Below are 22,876 nucleotides of genomic sequence, written 5' to 3' on the forward strand. Positions count from 1 at the left end.
TTATCTAAATACCAAATAGTGGTAGTTATGTCAAACATTATTGTACATTATGAGCAATATATTATTTACTTTCGGGCATTATGCTGTATAAAGGGGTATATTAATTGACGAAAGGCATGGTTTGAAAATGATTACAGGACGGCAAATACGCGCCGCGCGCAGCCTGCTGGAATGGACGGCTGACGATCTTGCCACCAAGACCGGCCTCACCCGCGCCACGGTAAGCAATATTGAGGCTGGTGCGGTGCAGCCTCATGAAAAGTCTCTCTCCGGCATTCTTGCCGCTTTCGATAAGCACGGCGTCGAATTTACGGAAGACGAAGGCGTGAAGCTGCGGAAACATCCGGTCAAGGTATTCAGCGGTAAATTAGGGTATCGGCAATTTCTCGATCACGTCTATGAAACCCTTAGCGAGGCAGGCGGGCGCATTCGCCAGTTCAATCTAAGCGATGCCAATAATCTGATTTTCGCCGATGATTACGGACAGGCGCACCTTATCCGCATGGCGACGGTCGATAACCTGGATGCCCGCGTTTTGACGGCGGAAGGCGATGCGACCTTCCCGGCCCCCTACTGCGAATATCGCTGGCTTAACAAGGACGCCAAGACCCTAGCTCCGTTTTATCTCTATAACGATTATGTGGCCCTGCCGATGTATGAATCCAACAAGAGGGAATTGCTGGTTATCCGTTCCAAGCTTCTGGCGGAACGCTATTGCGCCCAGTTCGATCCGATTTGGGATAAGGCGATTATTCCGCCTAAGAAAATTGTAAGCAAAAAGACAAAAGGCTCATTCTGATTGGACGATCACATTGAATTTCCGCGACAAGCTTATCCTTAAGCGCGACCGCAAATTGCCTGCGGATTTGTTCGCGCCACGTTCCATCAAAGGAACGGCGGAAATCGATCCCCGTTTCTTCGTCGATGGGCGCATACCGCTGTTGCTGCCCGATAAAGCGGCACTGCCCCGCCCGCTCTTTTCGGGCGGCGTGGAAAAAGACGGCGAAGGCGCTTTCGTCCGCCATGGCGCGGCCATCGATTTTGCGCTTCTAAACGATTTTCTGCCGTTCGTCGCCCGCCGGATGATCGTGCCGATTCTCGGCGAACTCATTCCCATCACGTCGTGGGGATCGAGCCTTGCCAATCTCCTGACCAAGACGACCTGGAACGACTTGCGCCGCCAGACTTTCTCCAAAACCGGCTTTCGCTGCGAGATATGCGGGACGGCGGATAAGCTCGAATGTCATGAGCTTTGGGAATATTACGAGCCGCTGCCTGATTTTGTGGCGAAAGGAGCCTGCGGCTTACAACGCCTTGTGCGCATGATGGCGCTCTGCGACGAGTGCCACGAAACGCAGCATCTCGGTCTTGCGAATGTAAAAGGAAGGCTTTCAATCGTCCAAGACCGCATTCGCGCCTATAACCGCTGGAATGCCGCGGAAATCGACCAATATTGCAATTTCATCAGCGCGCGCTGCGAGCGCCGCAGCGCATATGGCTGGGTGCTGGATGTTTCCCGCGTTTCTCATGCGCGTTTGGTCGTTAGTAATAAGTGGAAATCGCAAGACAATGGCTTTCTGCTTGCCAATACCGGCAGCGGGCCATCCGAAACAATGATCCTCGGCGCTCCATGGCAGCGCGATGGCGTGTCTTATCCCGCCATATCCCCCTTGCTGGCGCATTTCGAGAATGCAGCGCCGCTCGCCGCCGAGTGGAAATATGTCGCGGGCTGTTTGTCGGGATCGGCGACGGTTTTTCGGTGAAGCCGGATTATGTCTCCCCCATGTGCCGCCTGACGGCAATCTGCATCTGGACATTTAATTACAAATAAAGTAATGTTATGTTACACTAACATACTGATTCACCTGGAAAATAAAAATGCGGCATTTGTTGCTTGGAACGCATGAGAAAACTTTGGTAATATCCAGCAGTCATTTCATTCTTTCAAATCGCTTGAGGATCAAACACTATTATGAAAACCAAGATTCCAAAGAACAAAATCAGGGAACTCGCTGACGAGCGCGGCATATCGGGCCGTGAACTTGCCAAAATGATCGGCACCTCCGCGCCGCATATGAGCCGCCTTGAAAAAGGCCAAACCCCCTTGACGATTGACTGGATTTTGAAGACCGCCAAGGCGCTCAAGGTCAATACGCATGAAATCATCGATCTGCCGCTTGATCGGAAATTCACCGGCAGTTGCGACGATGCCCTCCTTGGCTCGATCCTCGGCTGGCTTCTCGAAGCCGCCGACAAGCATAAGGTCAAGCTGTCCCCTAAAGACCTCTCCAAATGGGCCAGCTATGTCTACAAGGAAGCCGTTGATCAGCCGCTGAATTTTAAGGAGACGCGGTATTTGGCTTCTATCGTAGTAAGAATTCTTTCAAAGAAATAAGGATATTCCTTGTCACGGCGCACACCAGCGGATATCGCAAGACAGCTTCGCCGAGAAGCAGGGTTCGGCTGTTGTATTTGCGGTAACCCCATCTTCCAATATCATCATATCATTGAATGGAAAGATGATCAGCATCATCGGCCAGAAGACATGATGGTCTTATGTCCAAATCATCACGATCAGGCGACCAAGGGGGCAATGACCGAAGCCGAGCAGCGGAAGTTCAAAGCCAGTCCCCGCAACATTCAAGATGGACTTGCAAAGGGACGATTAGCTGTTAGGCAGAATTATTGTGCCGCAAGCTTCGGATCAGTTACCGTTGTTGGCGAAGGGCCTTTCTTGCGGATGGCTGACGAAGACATAATCGAATTCTCTTTAGGAGAAGATGGAAACTTAGAGTTATCGATCAAGCTATATAGTGAAAATGATGACCTGCTATTGAAAATTGAAAGAAACGAGTGGACTTCCTGCTGCGTGAATGGTGGGGACGTGAGCACGATTTTCGGCCTATTGCGAACCGATACAATCAAACTCGAGTTAAATTGGACGGACTAGGGGGTTTTAGAGAAGCTAAAACTATCGATGCAGGTATCACCCATGCTGAAATAGAGATGGTTAAGATTATTCAGCCTTATGATAAATTCTAACTGTGTCTAGCAGGAAATCGGGAAACCGGAGAGTTATATATGCGTTTTGAAACTTTTGGCCCATTTCCAATAGAATTAAACGAATACGGCAACCTTCCTCGCCGAATGCGTTCTTTCTGGAACGATATTGAGAAAGGCGACGAAGGATTAAGTCATGCGCGTGGTTGTTATGTATTCGGAATTAAATCCAGCGGAGGTCCTAGTATCTTTCCTTGGTATATAGGAAGAACCCACCTTCAAGGCTTCCGAAAAGAATGTTTCGGATCACACCAGCGATCTCTCTATTTAGAGGCAATTAATCGCTACGACAGAGCGGTTCCCTATTTATATATAGCTGCACAAATAACTATGCAGGATCGATTCTATCAGGGAAAAAGTGGCGCATCTATAGCATTCCTTGAGACTTATTTGATTAGCTTGGGGCTTCAAGTAAATAAGAACCTACTGAATAAACAATCTACCAAAATGTACAGAGAAGTTATCATGCCTGGAATTTTAAATTCTAGCCTAGGGAATCCGGGCCGCCCAGCTATGGAATTGCGCCAAACTTTTAGATTCTAACTAGGTCTTCTGACCCCCAAATTGACCCCCAAATTAAAAAACATTGGGGGTCAGAGGCGAACAGCCAAAAACATGATTTGGAAAAACTCTTTTAGATCAATCAATTACGAACAATGGAGAATGACGGCAAACATGCGATTACGCATTTCGAGACCGCCGCATTCAACCGCTCTGCCACCTCTCCGTGCCGGAAACAGATAACAGAGGACGGGGGACAGATAAAGAGCCTTAATCTCTGTCAAAACAGGCCGATATCATGCGCCAAGTCAAAGACAGACTATACTATACAATAAGCTTATGACTACCAATAAATACATTTGTATGCAAGTAATACTACAATAGTATACACTACTATTATTATTTATACTTGTAAAATTTGCAGTTATGCGAGTAGAATTACATAAGAAACTTGCAACTATCCGGCTATATTTCGATTTCCGTTCCAGCATAGAGGGCACCCCTATGGTCATCGCATGCGCCAACCAACTGGAACCACATGCCTTCCGCGAACAACGCCCATCAGGCGCGCCGCAGCCTGCTTCGCCGCATCATGCGCCCGATCATGGCGGCATCATCACATCGCTTCATATATTCGCGCGCAACGAGGAAATTTACGGCGAGGGCGAGGACGCGCATTATTGGTACCGGGTGGTTTCAGGCACGGTGCGCTCCTGCAATCTGCTGGCGGACGGACGCCGCCATGTCGCCGAATTCTTTTTTCCAAACGATTTCTTCGGTTTCAGGGCGGAGGAGCGATACCTGACCTCCGCCGAAGCCGTGGATGAAGTGATTCTGACACGCTATCCCAGCGCAGCGCTTAAACATCTGTCTCAAACCAATCCCAATCTGGCGCGATGGCTGCATGAACTGGCCGCGAGGAATCTCGCCGAGACCAGCTCGCGGATGGTTCTTCTCGCGCGCAAGACGGCGCACGAGCGCGTGGCCTCGTTCCTCCTCGATCTGGCGGACCGGACCAATAGCGGACGCCGCGTCGCGCTGCCGATGGCGCGGCATGATATCGCGGACCATCTTGGGCTGACATACGAAACCGTCTGCCGCGTGATCTCGAAAATGAAACGCTCGGGCACGATCAAGGTGCTGGAAGACGCGCATCAGATCGAGCTTGTCGATTGCCTCTCTTTGGAAATCATGCGCGCGGGCGGCGGGCAGGCGCGCGACGCCGCCGCGGCGTGACGCGCGGCTGCATACGGCGGTTCCAAGGGCAACGCGGAAGCGTCGCGATCATGAGCGGTTTTCTGATCGTCGTCTTGATCGGCGCCGCGGCGCTCGGAACCGAGATCGTATTTCTGCTCACGGCGCACCGCCGGATGCAGGCGGCAGCGGATGCGGCGGCGCTGGGCGGCGCGGTAGCCATAGCGGCGGGGTATCCGGCCAATTTCCGCACCGAAGTTACAGCTATCGCCGCGGCCGCCGGATACACGTCCGGGGTCAACAGCGTCACCGTCACGATCAATCAGCCGCCTGCCGTCGGCCGTTACGCCGGCAACGCGACGGCCATAAGCGTCACGATCGCGCAGCCGCAAACATTGAGCATGGCCAAATTATTCCGGTCGGGCACTTTTGACGTCTCCGCAAGCGCGGTCGCCATATATGGCAGCGCGGCCGGTTATTGCGCGCTCGCAACCGATCCATCCGCCTCAGGCGCCATCAACGTTAATAACGACGCGATCGTGAGCAATTCCAAATGCGGGGTCGCGTCCAATTCAAGCAGCAGCTCGTCAATCGTGCTGACCAACAACAGCGCCATTAACGGTCCCGTGACGACCGTAGGCGATTGGGTGCTTTACAATACCTCTAAGCTTAACGGCAGCCCGAACAAAAATCACGCGGCGGCAACGCCGGATCCTTATGCCAATGTGCAGCTTCAATCCATCCCCGCCTGCACCAGCCAATCGGGCGTCGGCTACGGCACGAATACGCTCAATCTTTCGCCGGGGCATTTTTGCAGCGGATGGAGTTTCAGCGGCAATTCGACGATCAATCTCGCGCCCGGAACCTATTATGTCGATCAGAGCATGGTATTCGCCAACTACGCCGTCATCAACGGAACCGGCGGCGTCACGCTGGTCGTCAACGGGGATTACCGGCTCAGCATCAGTAATAACGCGAAAGTGAATCTGACGGCTCCCTCGGCGGGGGCTTATGCCGGTATCGCCATATTCGGCAAGCGTACCGGCACGCCAACGGTGAATCAGGAATTCGCGAATTTCGTGACGGCCAAAATTCTGGGGGCCATCTACTTCCCGAACCAGATCGTTTCGTTCGACAATGATGTGACGATCACCCCCAGCGGCTGCACGCAGGTCATCGCCCGCATCATCAACTTCAACAACGATGCGCAACTGGACAATAATTGCGCCGGGACGGGCGTATTGCCTATCGGCGGCACGCCAAGCCGTCTGGTCGAGTGACGGAAACTATGCGGGGCATCATGAAACCGACGAATCCCGTCTTTAGCCGAAAAGGCACCGCTGCGATCGAGTTCGCTTTCGTGTTACCGCTTTTTCTTCTGCTGCTGTCGGGCATTATCGAGGTGGGCTTTTCCGCCTATAATGCGATGCTCGTGGCGAATTCGGTGGAAGCGGGTGCTATTTACGCCGCCAAAAATGGCTGGAATGCCTCGGGCATTACCGCCGCCGTCGCCAATGCCACGGGCGTCAGCGGCATTTCCGCCAGTCCCGCGCCCGCATCTTTCTGCGGATGCCCGGGAAGCGGCGGCATTACGACCATCACCTGCACTTCCACCTGCACGGGCGGAATTTCGCCCGGACAATATATCCGGATCAGCGCAACAATGACCCGCCAAACGATTTTTTCCTATTCGGGACTGGTCGTCCCGGCAACATTCACCAGCCAGTCGATCGTAAGGGTGAAATAAATCATGCCGCGCCGTAACGGAAAGCAGCCTTCTTTTTCGAGCGGCGAGGTGATCGTCGAATATGCGATTTTGCTGCCCGTCCTGCTGATGTTCGTTCTGGGCATTACGGATACGGGGCGGTTGATATGGACGCAAGCGACGCTCGATCGCGCCGTCGACGCGGCCGCCCGCTGCGGAGCTATCAATAGCGCGGATTGCGGAACCGTGTCGCAACTCCAGAATTACGCCGTCGCCCAGGCTTATGGCCTGGTCATTGCCTCCACGGCGTTCACGGCTTCCACCGCAAGCTGCGGCGTGAAAATCGTCGCGAGTTTTCCGTTCACTTTTATCACGCCGTTTATCGGCCTCACCAACCTCACGCTCAGCGCGACGGCTTGTTATCCGGCCTAATTATTTCTGGTTCGGACGAGATCGAAAAAACGCAGATTTGTTTCGGTTTCGGCCGGGCTGAGATCGACAAGGTACAGCTCTTCGGCGCGCTCTCTTTCTCCCATGAGGCCATAGATCAGCGCGAGATTCTGCCGGGTGCGCGGCGTCGACGTGGTGGATCTCGCGATGGGCGTCATGATGCTGGAAGCTTCCTCGAATTTTCCGCTCAAAGCCAGCGAAAGCGCCAAGTTATTGCGCGCCGCCAGACTGTGCGGCTCAGACGCGATCACGGCGCGATAATAATCCTGAGCTTCCTCATGCAGGCCCAGCCGATCCAACGCCACGCCGCGTCCGATAAGCGCTCTGGCGTCATTCGGCGCCAAAGCCAGCGCCTGTCCCGCATAGTCGAGCGCCTTGCTGTTCTCGGCAAGCGCGAAATACGCCCGCTCGAGCCCAAGAAGCGCGCCAAGCCTCGCGCTCGATGTTTCCGGTATTTGCTTATAAACGTCGATGGCGTCGTCAATCGAGCCCGCGTCGACCATCGTGTCCCCAAGCTCCACCATGAGCGCGGGATCGGCCGGCTTCATCGCCGTGACGCCGCGATAAAGGTTGATCGACGAGGCAAAATCGCCCGCGGAGCGCGACGCGCGCGCGAGGCGCAATGCGGGCTCGCGCTGTTCCGGCGCAAATTGAGCCTGTTCCGTTTTCTGCTCGTTCGCCGCGCGGTTTTCCGCATAGGACTCGGCGCATCCCGCCAGCGCCAGCGCCGCGGGAATGATGACAAGCATAAGGCGCCCGCAAGATGTCTGCATACTGCCATACGTCCCCAAGTTAAGGTTCTGTACCGGCATATATCGCAAAGAACAATGACCTAGGTCATAGAGAAAAAAGCGCGAAATCGGCAGAATTCCCAGTGTTCAAAATTCTCCATCTTTCATGAGGTTCGCCATGAGTCAATTTGCCAATGCCGTCATTCGCTGGTTTTCGGTTAAATCGGAACGCGGCGTTACCGCCATCGAATATGGGCTGCTTGCCTCGCTGATCGCGGTCGCCATCATCGTTGCCGTCACGCTGGTCGGCACGAACCTCACGGCCACCTTCAATACCGTCGCCGGGAAACTCTGATCCCGTCCATACAAGCGATGGCCCTCTCATGGAAATCTTGTTTCGCAAAGACAGCGGCAAGCTTCTGGATTATCTGCCGCGTATTCAGTCATCGCTTAGGGAATGGCGCCTCATCGACGTCCGGCTCTTAAGTCCCGACAAGCATTTTACCCCGGCCGACGCGGCGAATTCGATCGACGCCTTATTCAAGGACAAGGACGGGAAAATCTATATATGCAACGACAACGAAGCGCTCGCATTGCTGCATTGGGGCGAGAATGGCGCGCTCGCCGAAATTACCGAAAACGTTCAGCGCTGCCTTCTTGCGGACAGGTGCGAAGTTCACGCGCGCGAGCCGACGCCGGAAGGATTAATCAAGCTCAAGACGCTGGCCGAATATAAGGAGCCTAATGGCCCGCCATCCATGGCGGATATACGCGGCACGCGGCGGCAGAACGTCATCCTGCTCGCCGACGACGATATGTTCATGCGCATCCTCGTGAAGAATGCCATTTCTTCCCAGGCCGCGACGCGCGAAGTGGAAGATGGAAATGAAATTATGGCGGCCTACATGCAATATGTGCCGGATATTCTCTTCCTGGACATCCATATGCCGAATAGAGAGGGCACTGTTGTTTTGGGAGATATTCTGGCCGCCGATCCGGCCGCGTATGTCGTCATGCTGAGCGCCGACGGCTCGCAGGAAAATATAGAGACGGCCATGCGGAAAGGCGCCAAAGCTTTCCTGACAAAGCCTTTCACGAAAGATCAATTGATGGAATATATTCAAAAATGCCCGACGATTTCTTAGGCTACGCCGCCATCAGCCCTATTTTTTTAAGATAGTCTTTCACGCGGCTATATTCGCCGTCGATCTTCTCGAAAAGTGCCGCCTGGTCTGCCGGCGCACCGCTGAAATGCTGGGCCTGGCTGCACAATCCGGCAAGCAGGCTCGCTCCTATGCCTGAAGAGCCGCCCTTGAACATGTGAGCGGTCTCATGCCACGCCCTGGCGCTCGTGTTCGTGCGGTTTTCGGCCAGAACCTTCAGATTCTTATCCGACTGGTCGATATAAGCGCCCACGAGTTTCTTTTCCACCTCCACATTCCCGTCCGAGAAGGTTTTCAGCACCGACAAATCCAGCGGATCACTGTCGCCCGGCGGCGGCGGCGCTTCATCCGCGCCATGCTCTACGGTATCCTTGAACGCGACCCACTGCCCCAAGACTTCCTTCAATTCCTCGATATTGACCGGCTTGCTGATATATTCGTCCATGCCGCAGCGCAGGCATTTCTCCTTATCCCCGGCCATGGCGTTGGCGGTCATGGCGATGATGGGGATATGCGTCCCGGTTCCTTTTTCGAGAAAGCGTATTCTTTCGGTCGTATCATAACCGTTCTTTTCTGGCATATGGCAATCCATGAGAATGACATCCCACGACGCTTCGCTGATGCGTTTGAGAACCTCTACGCCGTTTTCCGCGATCTCGAAACGGCCGATGCCGAAGCGTTCGAGCAGTTTGGTCATGAGCATCTGATTCAGGGGATGATCTTCCGCTACCAGGATGCGCGACTTCTCGGGAGGGATAACGCCGGAAAATCTCTTTTTCTTGCGGATGCGTTTCTCTTCGCTCAATTTATCGGCCACATCGAAAGGAATCGAAAACCAGAAGGTGGAGCCTACGCCCACCTCGCTGGTCATGCCCATCGTGCCCCCCATCAATTCCAGCAACTGCTTGGTGATGGCGAGTCCAAGGCCCGTGCCACCATATTTGCGCGTCGTCGATGTGTCGGCCTGAGAGAATTTTTCGAAAATTCTTTGCTGTTTCTCTTTCGGTATGCCGATTCCGGTATCCGATATTTCGCAATGAAATTCTATGTGCCTGTCGTCCACCGTTTTGAAAGAAGGGCGGATATCGATGCGACCCACGTCGGTAAATTTTATGGCGTTGCCGATGAGATTATTGAAAACGCGCCCGATGCGGGTCGGATCGCCCATCACATACGGCAGTTTCCCTTCTTCCTGATGCCGGATCAGAGGCAGGTGCTTTTCCCTGGCGAGATGATCCACCGCGTCGACGATGCTGTCGAGCACATAACCAAGATCCATGCCGAGAAGCTCGAGCTTCATCTCCCCCGCTTCGATTCTGGACAGATCGAGAATATCGTTGACGATATCCAGCAAATTCGTCGAAGAGCGGAACGCCATATCGACCAGGCCATGCTCTTCGTTCGCGATTCTTGATTCTTTCAGCAGCTGAAGCATGCCCAGAATGCTGTTAAGCGGCGTGCGCAGTTCATGCGACATATTGGCCAGAAATTCGCTTTTCGCGGCATTGGCTCTTTCCGCCGTTTCCCGGGCCGTTATGGCGTCGGATCGGGATTTTTCGATCTCCTCGATAAATTTCTGCAGCTGCCTTTCATTAGCCAATAGGCTTTTGCGCGTATTCTCAAGCTCTTCGCGCCATCTGCCTATGCTGCGGAACGAAGAATACCATGCGACGGGCAGGATAAGAATGACGATGAACCCCAGATACAGCGTATAGGATACCGTGCGGGCAAGAGATAGGAGGGTATGGGACAGGACGTCATTCGCGTCTTCGGCAAGCTGATGGACATTGTCCGAATAATCCTGCTTGCGCGCCGTATATTCCTGGCCGTCCAGCAAGGCGCGGGCATCCTTGAGGTTGCCGGCGCGCGCCAGGTCGAGGGCCTTGATCTCCAAAGCCCCAAGAAAGAAATCCGTGCTTTTGTCGATCTTCTGCACCCGATTATATATATTTATGTTTTCGCTTGCGTCGCGTATGTCCTGCTCGAACGTCATTACTTTCAATTTGCTGATCGTATCGTTCGCGAGTTGCGTATTATTCTTGTATGCGGCCTCCCATTTCGGATCGCCTGTCGTCGCGAACATTCTCAAGGCGCGGAAGATAACCGTGTCGAGATAAGCGATGCCATTCCCCATATGGCTGATTTCGAGATCCCTGCGGATGTCATCCTTCATCCTTTGGTTTATGTACAAACTATAGCCGCTGACCCACAGCACGATCGACAGCGTCAGCAGCAAGGCGGTCGTAAGAAGCCTGACGGGAAAAGGATAATCTCTCTCCGGAGAGACGGGATTTTCCTGGAAGCCGGGAGGGGAAATATCGAGCATGCCCATGTATGGCTAAGTGGAAGGGGCGCGTGACGGAAATGGCCAGGCCCATCGCCATTCAAACCTCGCGATGATTATATAATGGCGCATTATTAATCGAGCGCCATGACCTATCTCATATAAGGCGGTTGTCATTCATGCAATGTAGCGGGCTGCTTTTCCAAGAAGAGTCCCGGAATGAAACGGATGCGCTCCCCGAGCATCGCCTGCTCGCTGATGTTCTGCCTGCTTGTCGCGCGCCCTGTATGGGCGACCGACCAGCAGGATTTATCCGTGGCGCTTAAAACGCTTCCGCTGCTGACGAATAAAATGACGAGTCCCACGGCCATCGCCATCGTCTACAATCCGGCCAGCGCCGCGTCGAGGGAAGACGCGGAATCGATAAAATCCATCATCGACGGCGGTCTTGAAGCGCCCGGCGGCATCAAACTCCTGGCGCGGCTGACAAGCACGGAAGAATTGTCGGGACTCTCGGCGGTCAAGATAGCTTTTATGGCTCACGAACTTCCCGAAACGGACTACGGCCGTGTCAATGAGGCTGCGTCCAAGGCGGGCGTGCTGACAATTTGCACGGATATCGGCTGCGTCAAGGCCAACAAATGCGTGCTCGGCGTGGTCTCCAGGCCGCAGGTGGTGGTCTATTACAGCCCTGTCGCCGCCGAAGCCGCGAAAATCGGTTTCGCGGCCGCCTTCACGATGCTGGTGAAGCAAGTCGGTTCCATGTGATGGAGACAAATATGAAGAAATGCCTCTTCCTGGTTCTTGTGCCTGTCATCGCGGTCTGGAGTCTTGGGTTCAGCTTGCCGGTTCATGCGCAAGAGATAGATTACGACTCTCTGGCGTCGCTTTTCGGCGAACCGGTGACGACCGGCGCCACCGGGACGCCGCAACGCGCAAGCGACGTGCCCGGAGACATGACGATCATCACGGCGGATGAGATACGCCAGTCCGGCACCCGCAATATTCCGCAAATCATCGGAAATCTATGTGCCGGGCATCGACATATTGCAAAGCAGCAGCACGACATTCGATGTCGGCGTGCGCGGTTATCAGCAGCCCTACCAACCGCGCCTTCTGGTGCTGGTCGATGGAAGACAAGCATTTATCGACGACTATGCGCGCACCATATGGGACAATATTCCCGTCAATATCGATGACATTCGGCAGATCGAAGTGGTTAAGGGCGCGAGTTCAGCTTTGTTCGGCTCGAACGCGGCGGGCGGCGTCGTCAATATCATTACCTATAGCCCTCTTTACGACAACGACAACGTCGCCAGTCTTTCCTATGGAACGCAGAATACGCTGTCGGGCAGCGCGACGGCCACCGTCAAGCTGAAGAATTGGGGAGGAGTAAAAATCACTGCCGGCGGCATGAACGCCAACGAATTCAATACGCCCCGTTCGGCCGCCGACACTTCCCTCGCCATGGACCCTTCTCATCGTTATTTGATGGAAAATTCGGTATTCCAATTGACTCCCGAACTGCAGGCGCAAACGGAACTGACTTATTCCGAAAGCCGTGACATAGGGGCGGAGCTATTGAATTCTCTCGCGTCGCAGGTGGCCACGACCTACTCCGTGCGCGGCGGCTTGGGCTGGCAAACGCCCTACGGCTATATCACCAGCAACAATTACCTCAATCACACCCGCCTGCAGCTCCACTTCGGCAGATTCGGGACGCATCCCGCCCATTCCGCAGAGGTGATCATCAGCCAGTTGCAGGATCAGTTTAAGCTGGGCAACGATCATACGGTTCGTCTCGCGCTCGAATACCAGCATAGAACATTCAGAATGGACACGCCCTCCACGCCGATTCCGCAAATGCCCGTCACCGACCAGGACGACTATGCGGTCAGCGGAACATGGCTATGGCAAATCAGCGACAAATGGTCATGGACGAATGCGGCCCGCTTTGACCACCAAGATCAGGCGCAAACCGGAGAGCTGTCGCCCGATGACTTTGTCACCACCGCCGACTACAGCCACGCTCTTAACGCCTTCAGCGCCAATTCCGCGCTGATCTACGAGGCAACCCACATAGACACTTTCCGGCTCAGCTATGGCCGCGGTTTGCAGATTCCCAGTCTGGTTCAGGTCGGCTATATCACGAATGCATCCGTCGGGCCGCTCGTGTTCGGCAACGAAGGCAATCCGAAACTCCAGCCGACCGTCGTCACCAACTATCAACTGGGCTACGATCGCAAGCTCGCCGACATTTTCTCGACCGTCAAAGCTTCGGTTTTCTACGAAATGAACGAGAACGCGACGGCGATCAATCCGGTTTTCGCCACGCGCGTCGTCAACGGGCTGTTATACTCTCTTATCCAGGATATCAATGTCGGCGACAGCCAGGCATTCGGCGGCGAAATCGCCCTCAAAGGCAGCCATCCTTCGGGATTCCGCTGGGCCGCCAGTTGGAGTTATTCGCGAGTCTATGACTCGGCGCTGGTAGCGGCGACGCTCAATTACGCAGGCTCCGCGCCGCGAAGTCATTTCAGGCTTACAGGCGGCTATACCACCGGCCCCTGGGAGTTCGACGTCAATGCCCAGTTGCTGACATCCAGCAATATGCTGGGAACTTCCGCCGCCGGCGTGACCGGCCCCATGCATACCGACGGCTATGGCATCGTGGGAGGGCGCCTCGGCTATAACGTCAACGACCATTTTTCCGTCTCCTTGTCGGGCACCAATCTCAATCGCCGCGTTCTCGACATGAACCCCTACCCCGCCATCGAGCGGCAGGTTTTTCTGACGCTGACGGGGAAGTTTTAATGACGGGAATCCATGACGCAGATCATAGAAAGAAAATCCACTGTCGGCATAATTGCGTGCATCTGAAATTCCCTGTCACTTCATGAGGTCCGCGATGAGTCAATTTGCCAATGCCGTCATCCGCTGGTTTTCGGTTAAATCGGAACGCGGCGTTACCGCCATCGAATATGGGCTGCTTGCCTCGCTGATCGCGGTCGCCATCATCGTCGCCGTCACGCTGGTCGGCACGAACCTCACGGCCACTTTCAATACCGTCGCCGGGAAACTCTGATCCCGTCATGCTTAGGGCCTGACCAGACAATGAGCGCGGAACTTTTTGTTCGCCGCCATTTGCCCGATCTTGTCATCCGTTTGGCTCTGGGGTTGGCTTTCGCCATTATGGCGGGAATTTGCCTTAGAAGCGGCTTCGCCGAACTGCAAAAAATAGATTTCGACGATCCTCGGCCATATCAGATCAGCCAAATCCTCTCGATTTTCACGGTCACGCTATATACATTGATCATCGCCTGCCTTTACGTTCTGCGCCTGCGTCCCATCAGTCATTTTGCAGGATATATCCCCAGCGCTGCCGCTCTTCTGGGCGCGTTCTTGCTGTCGGCGTTGCTCCTGCTAAGCCCGCGCGAAGATTTGCCTGTTTGGGTACTGGTATTTGCCGACCTGCTGGTCGTCACCGGCAACATTTTCGCAAGCGTTATCCTCCTACGGCTTGGGCGTTCTTTCTCGATCTTGCCGGAAAGCAGGCGGCTGGTCACACACGGCCCCTATGCCGTCGTGCGGCATCCCTTATATCTGGCGGAAGCGGTGGCGACCATCGGCATAGCCATCATTTACTGGTCACCCTGGGCGATGTTTCTGGTCGCGGCGCAATTCGCGTTTCAGATTGTCCGCATTCATTACGAAGAAAAGATATTAAAGAAGCATTTCCCCGAATATGAGGCTTACGCCAGGAAAACGCGGCGATTGATTCCTGGTGTTTATTGAAACGAGAAGAAATCCGACGGGACTGTGATGCAAATCATGGAAAAACCACAACCGCCGCGAGATACTTGATTGCCCTGAATAATCTTTCATGTCCCTGGCGTCAATGAGGTTTGCGATGCGTAAAATCGCGGGGAAGCTATGACCCCGTTCCCTTCGCCGTCTCCGTTGATCATGGCGCTGCTATTCTCGGGCCTGGCTGGCTTGACCGTTGCCGCCGCCAGGGATGCGAAGAGCAGGATCATTCCCAACGGCATGGTCGTTTTTGTGGCTGGCGTCGGTCTGGCGCTCCGGCTTCCTTCGAGCTTGTTCTCGATTGGTTTGAGTCTGCTCGCCGCCGCGATCGTCTTCTCCGCCCTGGTCTTTCTCGTGCATCGCAACATGATCGGCGGCGGCGATGCGAAGATGATCGCCGTCGCGACGCTTCTTGTTCCTCCGGACCGGATCGTCCCGCTCTTGCTCAGCATCGCGCTTTCCGGAGGCCTGCTGAGCTGTTTTTACCTAGGCCGGTCGCTCATCGTGAAAAACGATCGCCGGGTGGCGAGGCATTTCACGATTCATTTGTTCGGCAAGAATGCCGACAGAATAAAAGCGCATAAGTCCATGCCTTACGCTTTAGCCATTCTCGGCGGCGCTGCCGCCTGCATACTCCCCGAGGTTTTTCGATGCTTCAACGCAATATCCTGCTCGTTATAGGAATCATCGCTCTTTTCTCCGGCGTCATGTTTTTGATGCTTTGGGTCGGCGAATCATCGCCCTCTAAGATTGAGAGCAGCAGGGCCGAGAAGGAGAAAAAATACATTCTAGTCGCCGCGCGTCCGCTCATCGCCGGTTCGCTGTTGCGCCCGGAAGATATGACATGGAAGGAATTACCGCCGGCGGAAATAATCGACGGCAATCTCGTGCGCGGCTCGGTATCCGAAACGGATTTCGTCGGAGGCGTCACGCGCCGCAACCTTGGGTCTCAGGAAGCGTTGAATCCAAACGCCATCGTCAAAGCCAAGGATCGCGATTTTCTTTCCGCCGTGCTGTCTCCCGGCTATCGCGCCGTATCGCTTACGATGGACGCGGCGCAAAGCATATCGGGCCTGATCATGCCCGGCGACTGGGTCGATATTGTCCTCACGCAAAACCTTTCCGCGGCGGAAGGCAACGCCGCGTATAAATCCGTCGGCGAAACCCTGCTGCGCAACCGGCGCGTTATTGCCGTCGATAAGATGCTTCCGCCACTGCCAAAATCAGCGGCATCGCCGGACCCGCCCAAGCAGGATCAGCCCCTTACCCCGCAGAACGCGTCGGATCCGAGAACGGTGACTCTGGAACTGATGCCGCGCGAGGCCGAACAAATTCTCGTGGCGGCGCAGATCGGTAAGGTCGCGCTTGCCCTTCGCGCGCTGGAAGGATCGGGAATGGATAGCGCCGACCCCGGAATGGAGGCCATGCCGGTCTGGGCCTCGGATGTCTCGCCAGCGCTGAAATCGGCGGAACGAACCTCACCGGAAAGAACGGCGGCTCCTGCCGGCCCCATTCAAAAGCCGCGCTCCTTAACCGAGATCATTCATGGCGACAAAGTGGAATTACGTTGATGACCATCCAACTCTCATACAAGCCCGGACAGATGCTCATGCTGGCCATGGCGCTGCTCGCGCAGGCAGGACTGACATCACAAGCGTCGGCGGGTGAAATCCGTCAGCACGCGGCGCTGACGGTCGAGACCGGTCAGGCGACTCTCGTTCAATTGACCGAGCCTGCCGCCACGATATTTGTGGCGAATCCCGACGTCGCCGATATTCAGATTCCGACGCCGGGCGCTTCCGGAACGAGCGCGACGCAATTTCTCGTTCTTGGAAAAAAATCTGGAACGACGACCGTCTATGCGCTCATGGGCAACGGCACGGGCACCAGCTACGCCGTTATCGTTACGCATCCCAACAAGGAAATCGGCGCGGCGATTAATAAGGAAGTTCCGAATGCGCATGTCGATGTATCGAGCGCGCCCAGCGGAATTACCCTTTCAGGCTCGGTCGCGTCGCCGCGCGCCGCCCAGCGGGCGAAAGAAACGGCGCGGCAATACATGGGCGAAAAAGATAATTTGAATTTCAACGTCTCGGTTGCCGCCTCGACGCAGGTCAATCTGCGCGTGCAAGTCGCCGAGGTTTCGCGCCAGACCAACAAAAATTTCGGCTTTAACTGGGGGTCTATATTCAATAACGGCACGATCGCCGTCGGCCTGCTTACAGGGCGGCCGCCTGTCACGGCTTTCGGCAATTTTGTTCGCAATGTATCGACGGACACTCTTAGTTCGATCGGCATCGGCTATAAGAACAATAGCGGGTCCGTCAATATCTCCGGCCTCGTCGATGCGCTGGAACAGGAAGGTCTCGTAACGATTCTGGCGGAACCCAATCTCACTGCAAGCTCGGGCAGAACGGCGAATTTTCTCGCGGGCGGCGAATTCCCCATCCCTATCTCGCAGGGCAACCAGCAGATATCCGTCGAGTTCAAGCGCTTCGGGGTCAGCGTCGATTTTACGCCTATCGTCCTCGACTCGAACCGGCTGAGCATCGAGGTCAGGCCGGAGGTAAGCGAACTGACCGACATCGGGTCCGTCGTCATCGACAGCATCAAGATTCCGGCTCTGGCGATAAGGCGGGCGGAAACGACGGTAGAGCTTGCAAGCGGGCAAAGTTTCGCTATCGCCGGGCTCTTCCAGAACAACGGAAGCAATCGGATAGAGCAGTATCCCTGGCTGGGCGACGTGCCGATTTTGGGCGCGCTTTTTCGCGCCAGCAGATTCCAGCGCAATGAAAGCGAGCTGGTGATCATCGTGACGCCTTATATCGTGCAGCCGGCCGCGCGAACAGCCGACCTTCATCTTCCAATACAAGGCGTCGTCTTCGCCAGCGACATCGAACAGGCGCTGCTGGGCCGGCTGACATCGTCCAAGGGCGCCGCGCCGCCGCAAAACATGCCTCGCCTGAACAGCGCGGCAGGATTCATGCTGGAGTAATGGATAACATGGCTGACGCAAAAAAAATAAAATCGCCCTGGCTTGCGTTCGCTCTTGGGTTCGGCATGGCCCTGACCTTGGCGAGTTGTGCCGCGGATGACGCCAAGCCCCATGGCGCGGCGGCGAACGACGCCAAACTCCCTAACCTGACAGAAGCGCGGCCTTGTCCGCCTTGGGCGGCAGTTCCGGCATTCCGTCACGGCAATGCCGACGCGCCTTATCTCGGCTGCGCAAACCACGTCAACCTTGCGAACATGCTTGAATCCCCTTCCGATCTGGATCAAGGACGCCCTCTCGGTTTCGCGGATGGCGAACGAGAGACGGTCGTTCTGAAGGACTACGATCAGAACAAGAGCACCGGCTTCAAAGAGACGAATGCGCCAAAATCAGCACTGGGCGCGCCGGCATCCACGACGGGAGGGAGCCCGTGATCGACTCTCCTCGAGCCTCTTTAGCCCCTGCCCCCGTCGCGATGGTCTTCGCGGGAGATGGTGAATCCGAAGGAATTATTCGCCAATGTCTCGGCGATACGGGCGTCCTGAGCGTCGAATTCAACCGCGGAACCATTAAAACCGCGATTGCGGAACTCGCGAAACGAACCTCTCCGCGATTGCTGGTCGTCGACATCAGCGGCGTCGACGATCCGATGACGCATATCCTGCATCTTGCCGAGGTGTGCGAGCCCGGGACGGGCGTTATCGTCATCGGCTCCAGCAACGATATCGCCCTTTACCGCGAATTCAAGGATTTCGGGATCGTCGAATATTTTTTCAAGCCTCTGGTGCGAGACCCTTTCGTGCGCGCCTGCCAGGAAATCCTGACCGGCAATGTCGAACAGCGCGGATCGCGCATAGGCAAGCTCATCTTCGTGCTGGGCATAAACGGGGGCGCGGGGGCGACGACGATCGCCGTCAATACCGCATGGAATCTGGCGGAAACGTACCAGCGCCTGGTCATTTTCGTCGACCTCGCCGTTCACACCGGCGATGCCGCGCTTCAGCTTAACATGACGCCGAACAAAGCGCTGCACGAAGCGTTGGAGCATCCGGAGCGGGTGGATAATCTTTTTATCGAACGCGGCGTTATCCATGCCAGCAAGAGATTGAACCTTCTTGCCTCTCTCGAACCTTTCGACGGGGCGATCGTCCCAGAAGAAAAAGCCGTTCTCTCGCTGCTCGAAACGCTGCTTCGCCGCTATCGCTATGTGTTCGTGGACATGCCCATGTTCCTCGCGCCGCAGCTTATGAAAGCGCTTTACCTGCCGAGCATATGCCTGCTGGTCAGCGATGCCAGCCTGACGGCGGTGCGCGACGTCATGCGCTGGCGCGAGAAGATCGGGCCGAATACGCCGGAACGCTCCACCCTGCACATCCTCAACAACAGCGGCGCCGCCAACGGCCTGTCGGAAAGCGAGTTCATACGCGCCATCGGGCAACCGCCGGATGTCGTCATCCATCACGACAGCGCGATCGGCACGGCGTCCAAGCTGGGAATAGCGGAAGTCACGAAAGTGGCGACGCTTCAGCGCGGTCTGGCGCCCGTTCTTCGCCTGCTGGCGGGCACGAACAGCGCCAAATCCCATTCCTCGTTTCTGGGGCGCATCTTCGGATGACGGTCACTTTCGGGAAAAAAGGCGGAAACGACGGCCAGCCTTCGCAAGCGTCCAAGGCCGGATCGGCGCTTCCCTCCCTTCTGGCTGCGGCGGACGCGGCGGCCTCTTCGCCTTCCCGAGACCCATTGATCTCACCACTGGATTTTCTCCGCGACGAAGTGCTGTTGCGGATCGATCCCGCCGTCGCGGTGCGGACGCCGCGAGACAAGCTGATGGCGCGCGTCGAGCAATTGATCGCGGAAATCGCGACGGAGCGAAAATTAATCTTCAATCAGAACGAACAGCGCTCCCTGACCGCCAATATCGTCGACGATATGCTCGGGCTTGGGCCTATAGAGCCCTTGCTTCGCGACGATACGGTGTCCGACATCCTCATCAACGGCCCGTCCGTGATTTACATCGAACGCCGCGGCAAGCTCGAGCTTACCAAGCTTCGTTTCCGCAGCAACGCCCATGTGCTGCATGTGGCGCAACGCATAGCTTCATCCATCGGACGCCGGGTGGACGAGTCGAGCCCGATGCTCGATGCGCGGCTTGCCGACGGCAGCCGGGTCAACGTCATCATCCCGCCGCTCAGCCTCAAAGGGCCATGCATATCCATCCGGAAATTTTCGCGCATTGCCGTGGAGCTGTCTAAATTCGTTCATCTCGGGACGGTTTCTCCCGAATTGGCCCGCGCCCTCGAGATCGCCGCCCGCTGCCGGATCAATGTCATCATTTCCGGCGGCACGGGATCGGGCAAGACGACGCTGCTCAATGCCATGTCGCATTTCATCGATAAGGGGGAGCGCATCGTAACCATCGAGGACGCCGCCGAATTGCAGCTTCAGCAATTGCACGTCATCCAGCTGGAAACGCGCGCGTCTAACCTCGAAGGCTACGGCCAGGTCACGCAGCGCGATCTCGTCACCAACGCGCTGCGCATGCGGCCCGACCGCATTATCATCGGCGAGGTGCGCGGCCCGGAAGCGTTCGATATGATGCAGGCGATGAATACGGGTCATAACGGCTCGATGTCGACGATTCACGCCAATTCCGCGCGCGACGCGCTGGCGCGCATCGAAAACATGATCCTGATGGCGAACGTGAATCTGCCGGTTCGCGCGATCCGCGGCCAGATAACCAGCGCGATCGACCTGATCGTGCATACCGAGCGCATGCGCGACGGCGTCCGGCGGGTCACCGAAGTCGTCGAAGTCACCGGACTCGAGGGTGATATCATATCGCTCGGGTCTTTGTTCTCTTACCGCTATATCGGCAATAATCCGGACGGCACCCTCGACGGCGTATTCGAATCGACGCACGGCCGCCCGCGATTCCTCCAGCGGCTGGAATATTTCGGACTCGGTAACGCCTTTCTCGAGGCTACCGGCTCGCTCGTCAAAACGACGGCGGCGTGACTTATGGTCATAGCGATCCTCACCGCTGCCTGTCTTATCCTTGGCTGTATCGCCCTGTTCGGCGCATTTATGGCAAGCCGCAAGGCGCGGCGCGTCGTGGAGCATCGCGTCAACCTCGTGCGCAAAGCGCCGCGAGAGAACCCTGCCGAAACCGTTCTTGCGCTGCCTCTGACCTGGGTCGGCAGAATCGGCTTGGGGCTGCGCCGCGTCTTCGTCATGAGAATTCCGCGCCAGTGGGGCATGCGTACCAATAACGGCGCGCTGTTTCTGATCGCGCTCCTCGCATCGGCGGCAATGTGGCTGCTGACTCATGCGGTGTTCGGATTTCCCTATGCGGTCGTCGCGCCTCTGGCCGCCGGCATATTCATCCTCGCGCCGCGTGCCTGCCTTCAGCATGAACAGAACCAAATGGAAAAAAAGTTCACGAATATTTTTCCCGATTCCATCGACATGATCGTTCGCATACTCCGCGCCGGGCTGCCGATCACCGCGGCGATCCGGTCGGTCAGCCGCGAAGCCATGCCTCCCGTGGATATGGTCTTTGGCATGCTCAACGAACAGATGGAGATTGGCGTTTCGCTCGAGGAAGCTCTCGAAGTCGTCGGAGGCCGGATAGGGCTTCCCGATTTTCGCTTCTTTGCCGTGGCCGTCTCGCTGCAAAGCGCGACAGGCGGCAATCTCGCCACCACTCTCGAAATCCTTACCGACATCATGCGAAAGCGGCGGGCGGTACGGCTCAAGATGCAAGCCGCGACCGCCGAAGTCCGGTTATCCGCCTATGTGCTGGGCGCCATGCCGTTTTTCGTCGTCGGCGTATTGCTCATCGTGAATCCCGTCTACCTTGCGCCACTGATTAAAGACCCGCGGGGCAATATGATCGTCGGCGTCGCCGCGCTCTGCCTCCTGACTGCCTTTGTCTCCATGCGGCAAATGATGCGCGGCATCACAAGAAGCTGATCGCGAAGGAGGGATACGTTTCGCCATGAGCCTGTTCGCCCCTCTTCTAGCGGCGCTTTCTCTCATCATGGGAGGACTGGCGCTTATTATTCATGGCGTTCGCATGAGGCGAGAGGCGTTGGGCAGGCGCGTCAGTCTCATTCATCCGCTGCCCATCGACAGAACTGGCACTATCGCCAGAAAAGCACGAGCCGAAGAGACGGAATTGGTCAGGCGCCCTTTTCATGGCCTGCCCGAACGGGAACGCCGCGAGATCGTGCGGCAATTGTCCCGGTGGGGCGTTCCGCGCCGATATGCGCGGGGATTTTTCAATGGATCGAGGCTTGTCATCGCCGCCGGCCTTGGGGCGCTGGGGTTTTTCACCGGCGCGCAGTTTTCCTTTGTCGAAAAACATTCTTTTCTGACGCTTGTGCTCGTGATTGCCATGGCGATCATAGGATGGATCGCGCCGATCGTCCTCATTCGTCTTTCGGCGAGAAGGCGCGCGCTGACGTCAGCGGCAGGATTTCCTGACGCGCTTGAACTTCTTGTCGTATGCGTCGAGGCCGGGCTAGCGCTCGAAGACGGGATCGACAGAATTGTGATCGAACTCAAGCATTCCCAGCCGGAACTCGTGGAAGAGCTGATCTTGACGTCGGCGGACCTCAAGATCCTCTCGAACCGCGACGTAGCGCTTGCCAATCTCGCGGACCGCATCGACACGCCTAGCGTCCGCTCGGTCGTCGCCACCTTGTCCCAGACGCTGCGTTATGGAACGCCGCTGGCGCAGGCTATGCGCGTGGTTGCCGCGGAAATGCGGAACAATTCATTATTTCAGCTTGAGGAACGGGCCAACCGGCTGCCGGTGCTGATGACGATTCCGATGATGTTGTTCATTATGCCGACCATCTTTCTCATCGTCGGCGGTCCGGCGGCCTTGAAACTTATGGATCATTTCCTGCAGTAGCGCCGAAGATTGACCTTTATGCGCCCATTACAGACATTATAGCATAATCATCTGGCATCCTCGCGGGCAAC

General features: G+C 56.0%; 26 protein-coding genes. 23 read left to right on the forward strand and 3 right to left on the reverse strand.

Annotated elements, in window-relative coordinates; genetic code table 11:
• Positions 1–127 precede the first annotated feature (127 nt).
• The 9 genes from WDO70_04955 to WDO70_04995 all read left to right on the forward strand — a co-directional run bounded on the left by WDO70_04955 (position 128) and on the right by WDO70_04995 (position 6,892).
• Positions 128–799: a helix-turn-helix transcriptional regulator gene (locus tag WDO70_04955; GenBank protein ID MEJ0062548.1), complete on the forward strand. Its 672-nt coding sequence runs from the start codon at positions 128–130 to the stop codon at positions 797–799.
• Between the two features lie 13 nt (positions 800–812).
• Positions 813–1,763, forward strand: coding sequence for a hypothetical protein (locus WDO70_04960; protein ID MEJ0062549.1), 951 nt, complete (start codon positions 813–815; stop codon positions 1,761–1,763).
• A gap of 209 nt (positions 1,764–1,972) precedes the next feature.
• Positions 1,973–2,395, forward strand: a complete 423-nt coding sequence (locus tag WDO70_04965; protein ID MEJ0062550.1) for a helix-turn-helix transcriptional regulator — start codon at positions 1,973–1,975, stop codon at positions 2,393–2,395.
• Positions 2,396–2,404: 9 nt separating this feature from the next.
• On the forward strand, positions 2,405–2,950 hold the full coding sequence (locus WDO70_04970; GenBank protein MEJ0062551.1) for an HNH endonuclease signature motif containing protein: 546 nt from the start codon (positions 2,405–2,407) through the stop codon (positions 2,948–2,950).
• Between the two features lie 131 nt (positions 2,951–3,081).
• Positions 3,082–3,603, forward strand: coding sequence for a hypothetical protein (locus WDO70_04975; GenBank protein MEJ0062552.1), 522 nt, complete (start codon positions 3,082–3,084; stop codon positions 3,601–3,603).
• A 462-nt stretch (positions 3,604–4,065) separates the two neighbouring features.
• Positions 4,066–4,797 carry a helix-turn-helix domain-containing protein gene (locus WDO70_04980; GenBank protein ID MEJ0062553.1) on the forward strand — a complete coding sequence of 244 codons (732 nt, stop codon included), beginning with the start codon at positions 4,066–4,068 and terminating at the stop codon, positions 4,795–4,797.
• Positions 4,794–6,035: a pilus assembly protein TadG-related protein gene (locus WDO70_04985; GenBank protein MEJ0062554.1), complete on the forward strand. Its 1,242-nt coding sequence runs from the start codon at positions 4,794–4,796 to the stop codon at positions 6,033–6,035. The genes WDO70_04980 and WDO70_04985 overlap by 4 nt, the downstream gene beginning before the upstream one ends.
• Positions 6,036–6,055: 20 nt before the next feature.
• Positions 6,056–6,502: a TadE/TadG family type IV pilus assembly protein gene (locus WDO70_04990; protein MEJ0062555.1), complete on the forward strand. Its 447-nt coding sequence runs from the start codon at positions 6,056–6,058 to the stop codon at positions 6,500–6,502.
• Between the two features lie 3 nt (positions 6,503–6,505).
• A complete protein-coding gene (locus WDO70_04995; GenBank protein MEJ0062556.1) occupies positions 6,506–6,892 on the forward strand; it encodes a TadE family protein in 387 nt (128 codons plus the stop codon).
• Here the strand turns inward: WDO70_04995 and WDO70_05000 are convergent.
• Positions 6,889–7,659: a tetratricopeptide repeat protein gene (locus WDO70_05000; GenBank protein MEJ0062557.1), complete on the reverse strand. Its 771-nt coding sequence runs from the start codon at positions 7,657–7,659 to the stop codon at positions 6,889–6,891. The two genes, WDO70_04995 and WDO70_05000, sit on opposite strands and share 4 nt — an antisense overlap.
• Before the next feature lie 160 nt (positions 7,660–7,819).
• Here WDO70_05000 and WDO70_05005 point away from each other — a divergent pair, with 160 nt between their 5' ends.
• Positions 7,820–7,996, forward strand: a complete 177-nt coding sequence (locus WDO70_05005; GenBank protein MEJ0062558.1) for a Flp family type IVb pilin — start codon at positions 7,820–7,822, stop codon at positions 7,994–7,996.
• A gap of 28 nt (positions 7,997–8,024) precedes the next feature.
• Positions 8,025–8,786 carry a response regulator gene (locus WDO70_05010; protein MEJ0062559.1) on the forward strand — a complete coding sequence of 254 codons (762 nt, stop codon included), beginning with the start codon at positions 8,025–8,027 and terminating at the stop codon, positions 8,784–8,786.
• Position 8,787: 1 nt separating this feature from the next.
• On the opposite strand, the gene WDO70_05015 is transcribed toward WDO70_05010, so the two are convergent.
• Positions 8,788–11,130 carry an ATP-binding protein gene (locus WDO70_05015; GenBank protein ID MEJ0062560.1) on the reverse strand — a complete coding sequence of 781 codons (2,343 nt, stop codon included), beginning with the start codon at positions 11,128–11,130 and terminating at the stop codon, positions 8,788–8,790.
• A 186-nt stretch (positions 11,131–11,316) separates the two neighbouring features.
• Between WDO70_05015 and WDO70_05020 the strand changes: the two genes are divergently transcribed.
• Positions 11,317–11,856: a hypothetical protein gene (locus tag WDO70_05020; protein MEJ0062561.1), complete on the forward strand. Its 540-nt coding sequence runs from the start codon at positions 11,317–11,319 to the stop codon at positions 11,854–11,856.
• Positions 11,857–11,956: 100 nt separating this feature from the next.
• Here the strand turns inward: WDO70_05020 and WDO70_05025 are convergent, their stop codons facing one another.
• The gene (locus tag WDO70_05025) at positions 11,957–12,085 is read right to left on the reverse strand and encodes a hypothetical protein (protein ID MEJ0062562.1); all 129 of its coding nucleotides are present in this window, start codon (positions 12,083–12,085) and stop codon (positions 11,957–11,959) included.
• Positions 12,086–12,117: 32 nt separating this feature from the next.
• Here WDO70_05025 and WDO70_05030 point away from each other — a divergent pair, with 32 nt between their 5' ends.
• From WDO70_05030 to WDO70_05080, 11 genes are all read left to right on the forward strand, one after another.
• On the forward strand, positions 12,118–13,902 hold the full coding sequence (locus WDO70_05030; GenBank protein MEJ0062563.1) for a TonB-dependent receptor: 1,785 nt from the start codon (positions 12,118–12,120) through the stop codon (positions 13,900–13,902).
• A gap of 94 nt (positions 13,903–13,996) precedes the next feature.
• The gene (locus WDO70_05035) at positions 13,997–14,173 is read left to right on the forward strand and encodes a Flp family type IVb pilin (protein MEJ0062564.1); all 177 of its coding nucleotides are present in this window, start codon (positions 13,997–13,999) and stop codon (positions 14,171–14,173) included.
• A 29-nt stretch (positions 14,174–14,202) separates the two neighbouring features.
• A complete protein-coding gene (locus WDO70_05040) occupies positions 14,203–14,883 on the forward strand; it encodes an isoprenylcysteine carboxylmethyltransferase family protein (GenBank protein MEJ0062565.1) in 681 nt (226 codons plus the stop codon).
• 138 nt (positions 14,884–15,021) lie between these two features.
• Positions 15,022–15,576, forward strand: coding sequence for a prepilin peptidase (locus WDO70_05045; protein MEJ0062566.1), 555 nt, complete (start codon positions 15,022–15,024; stop codon positions 15,574–15,576).
• Entirely contained in the window at positions 15,546–16,466 is a 921-nt protein-coding gene (gene cpaB, locus WDO70_05050) for a Flp pilus assembly protein CpaB (GenBank protein MEJ0062567.1), read from the forward strand. Before WDO70_05045 ends, cpaB begins: the two co-directional genes overlap by 31 nt.
• Positions 16,466–17,890 (forward strand): type II and III secretion system protein family protein, encoded by a 1,425-nt coding sequence (locus WDO70_05055; protein MEJ0062568.1) that lies wholly within the window; start codon positions 16,466–16,468, stop codon positions 17,888–17,890. Before cpaB ends, WDO70_05055 begins: the two co-directional genes overlap by 1 nt.
• 8 nt (positions 17,891–17,898) lie before the next feature.
• Positions 17,899–18,321 (forward strand): CpaD family pilus assembly lipoprotein, encoded by a 423-nt coding sequence (locus tag WDO70_05060; GenBank protein ID MEJ0062569.1) that lies wholly within the window; start codon positions 17,899–17,901, stop codon positions 18,319–18,321.
• Entirely contained in the window at positions 18,318–19,502 is a 1,185-nt protein-coding gene (locus WDO70_05065; protein MEJ0062570.1) for a response regulator receiver protein, read from the forward strand. Before WDO70_05060 ends, WDO70_05065 begins: the two co-directional genes overlap by 4 nt.
• Positions 19,499–20,902, forward strand: coding sequence for a CpaF family protein (locus tag WDO70_05070; GenBank protein ID MEJ0062571.1), 1,404 nt, complete (start codon positions 19,499–19,501; stop codon positions 20,900–20,902). Before WDO70_05065 ends, WDO70_05070 begins: the two co-directional genes overlap by 4 nt.
• A 3-nt stretch (positions 20,903–20,905) precedes the next feature.
• Positions 20,906–21,859, forward strand: a complete 954-nt coding sequence (locus tag WDO70_05075) for a type II secretion system F family protein (GenBank protein MEJ0062572.1) — start codon at positions 20,906–20,908, stop codon at positions 21,857–21,859.
• A 25-nt stretch (positions 21,860–21,884) separates the two neighbouring features.
• Entirely contained in the window at positions 21,885–22,805 is a 921-nt protein-coding gene (locus WDO70_05080; protein ID MEJ0062573.1) for a type II secretion system F family protein, read from the forward strand.
• Positions 22,806–22,876 lie beyond the last annotated feature (71 nt).

This window comes from Alphaproteobacteria bacterium, assembly GCA_037200005.1.
Taxonomy (GTDB): domain Bacteria; phylum Pseudomonadota; class Alphaproteobacteria; order UBA9219; family RFNS01; genus JBBCGY01.

Coding starts and splice junctions, on each gene's coding strand:
- WDO70_04955 (MEJ0062548.1), top strand. CDS start 128: ATGATTACAGGACGGCAAATACGCGCCGCGCGCAGCCTGCTGGAATGG.
- WDO70_04965 (MEJ0062550.1), top strand. CDS start 1,973: ATGAAAACCAAGATTCCAAAGAACAAAATCAGGGAACTCGCTGACGAG.
- WDO70_04975 (MEJ0062552.1), top strand. CDS start 3,082: ATGCGTTTTGAAACTTTTGGCCCATTTCCAATAGAATTAAACGAATAC.
- WDO70_04980 (MEJ0062553.1), top strand. CDS start 4,066: ATGGTCATCGCATGCGCCAACCAACTGGAACCACATGCCTTCCGCGAA.
- WDO70_04990 (MEJ0062555.1), top strand. CDS start 6,056: ATGAAACCGACGAATCCCGTCTTTAGCCGAAAAGGCACCGCTGCGATC.
- WDO70_04995 (MEJ0062556.1), top strand. CDS start 6,506: ATGCCGCGCCGTAACGGAAAGCAGCCTTCTTTTTCGAGCGGCGAGGTG.
- WDO70_05000 (MEJ0062557.1), bottom strand. CDS start 7,659: ATGCTTGTCATCATTCCCGCGGCGCTGGCGCTGGCGGGATGCGCCGAG.
- WDO70_05005 (MEJ0062558.1), top strand. CDS start 7,820: ATGAGTCAATTTGCCAATGCCGTCATTCGCTGGTTTTCGGTTAAATCG.
- WDO70_05010 (MEJ0062559.1), top strand. CDS start 8,025: ATGGAAATCTTGTTTCGCAAAGACAGCGGCAAGCTTCTGGATTATCTG.
- WDO70_05015 (MEJ0062560.1), bottom strand. CDS start 11,130: ATGCTCGATATTTCCCCTCCCGGCTTCCAGGAAAATCCCGTCTCTCCG.
- WDO70_05020 (MEJ0062561.1), top strand. CDS start 11,317: ATGCGCTCCCCGAGCATCGCCTGCTCGCTGATGTTCTGCCTGCTTGTC.
- WDO70_05035 (MEJ0062564.1), top strand. CDS start 13,997: ATGAGTCAATTTGCCAATGCCGTCATCCGCTGGTTTTCGGTTAAATCG.
- WDO70_05040 (MEJ0062565.1), top strand. CDS start 14,203: ATGAGCGCGGAACTTTTTGTTCGCCGCCATTTGCCCGATCTTGTCATC.
- WDO70_05045 (MEJ0062566.1), top strand. CDS start 15,022: ATGACCCCGTTCCCTTCGCCGTCTCCGTTGATCATGGCGCTGCTATTC.
- cpaB (MEJ0062567.1), top strand. CDS start 15,546: ATGCTTCAACGCAATATCCTGCTCGTTATAGGAATCATCGCTCTTTTC.
- WDO70_05055 (MEJ0062568.1), top strand. CDS start 16,466: ATGACCATCCAACTCTCATACAAGCCCGGACAGATGCTCATGCTGGCC.
- WDO70_05060 (MEJ0062569.1), top strand. CDS start 17,899: ATGGCTGACGCAAAAAAAATAAAATCGCCCTGGCTTGCGTTCGCTCTT.
- WDO70_05070 (MEJ0062571.1), top strand. CDS start 19,499: ATGACGGTCACTTTCGGGAAAAAAGGCGGAAACGACGGCCAGCCTTCG.
- WDO70_05075 (MEJ0062572.1), top strand. CDS start 20,906: ATGGTCATAGCGATCCTCACCGCTGCCTGTCTTATCCTTGGCTGTATC.
- WDO70_05080 (MEJ0062573.1), top strand. CDS start 21,885: ATGAGCCTGTTCGCCCCTCTTCTAGCGGCGCTTTCTCTCATCATGGGA.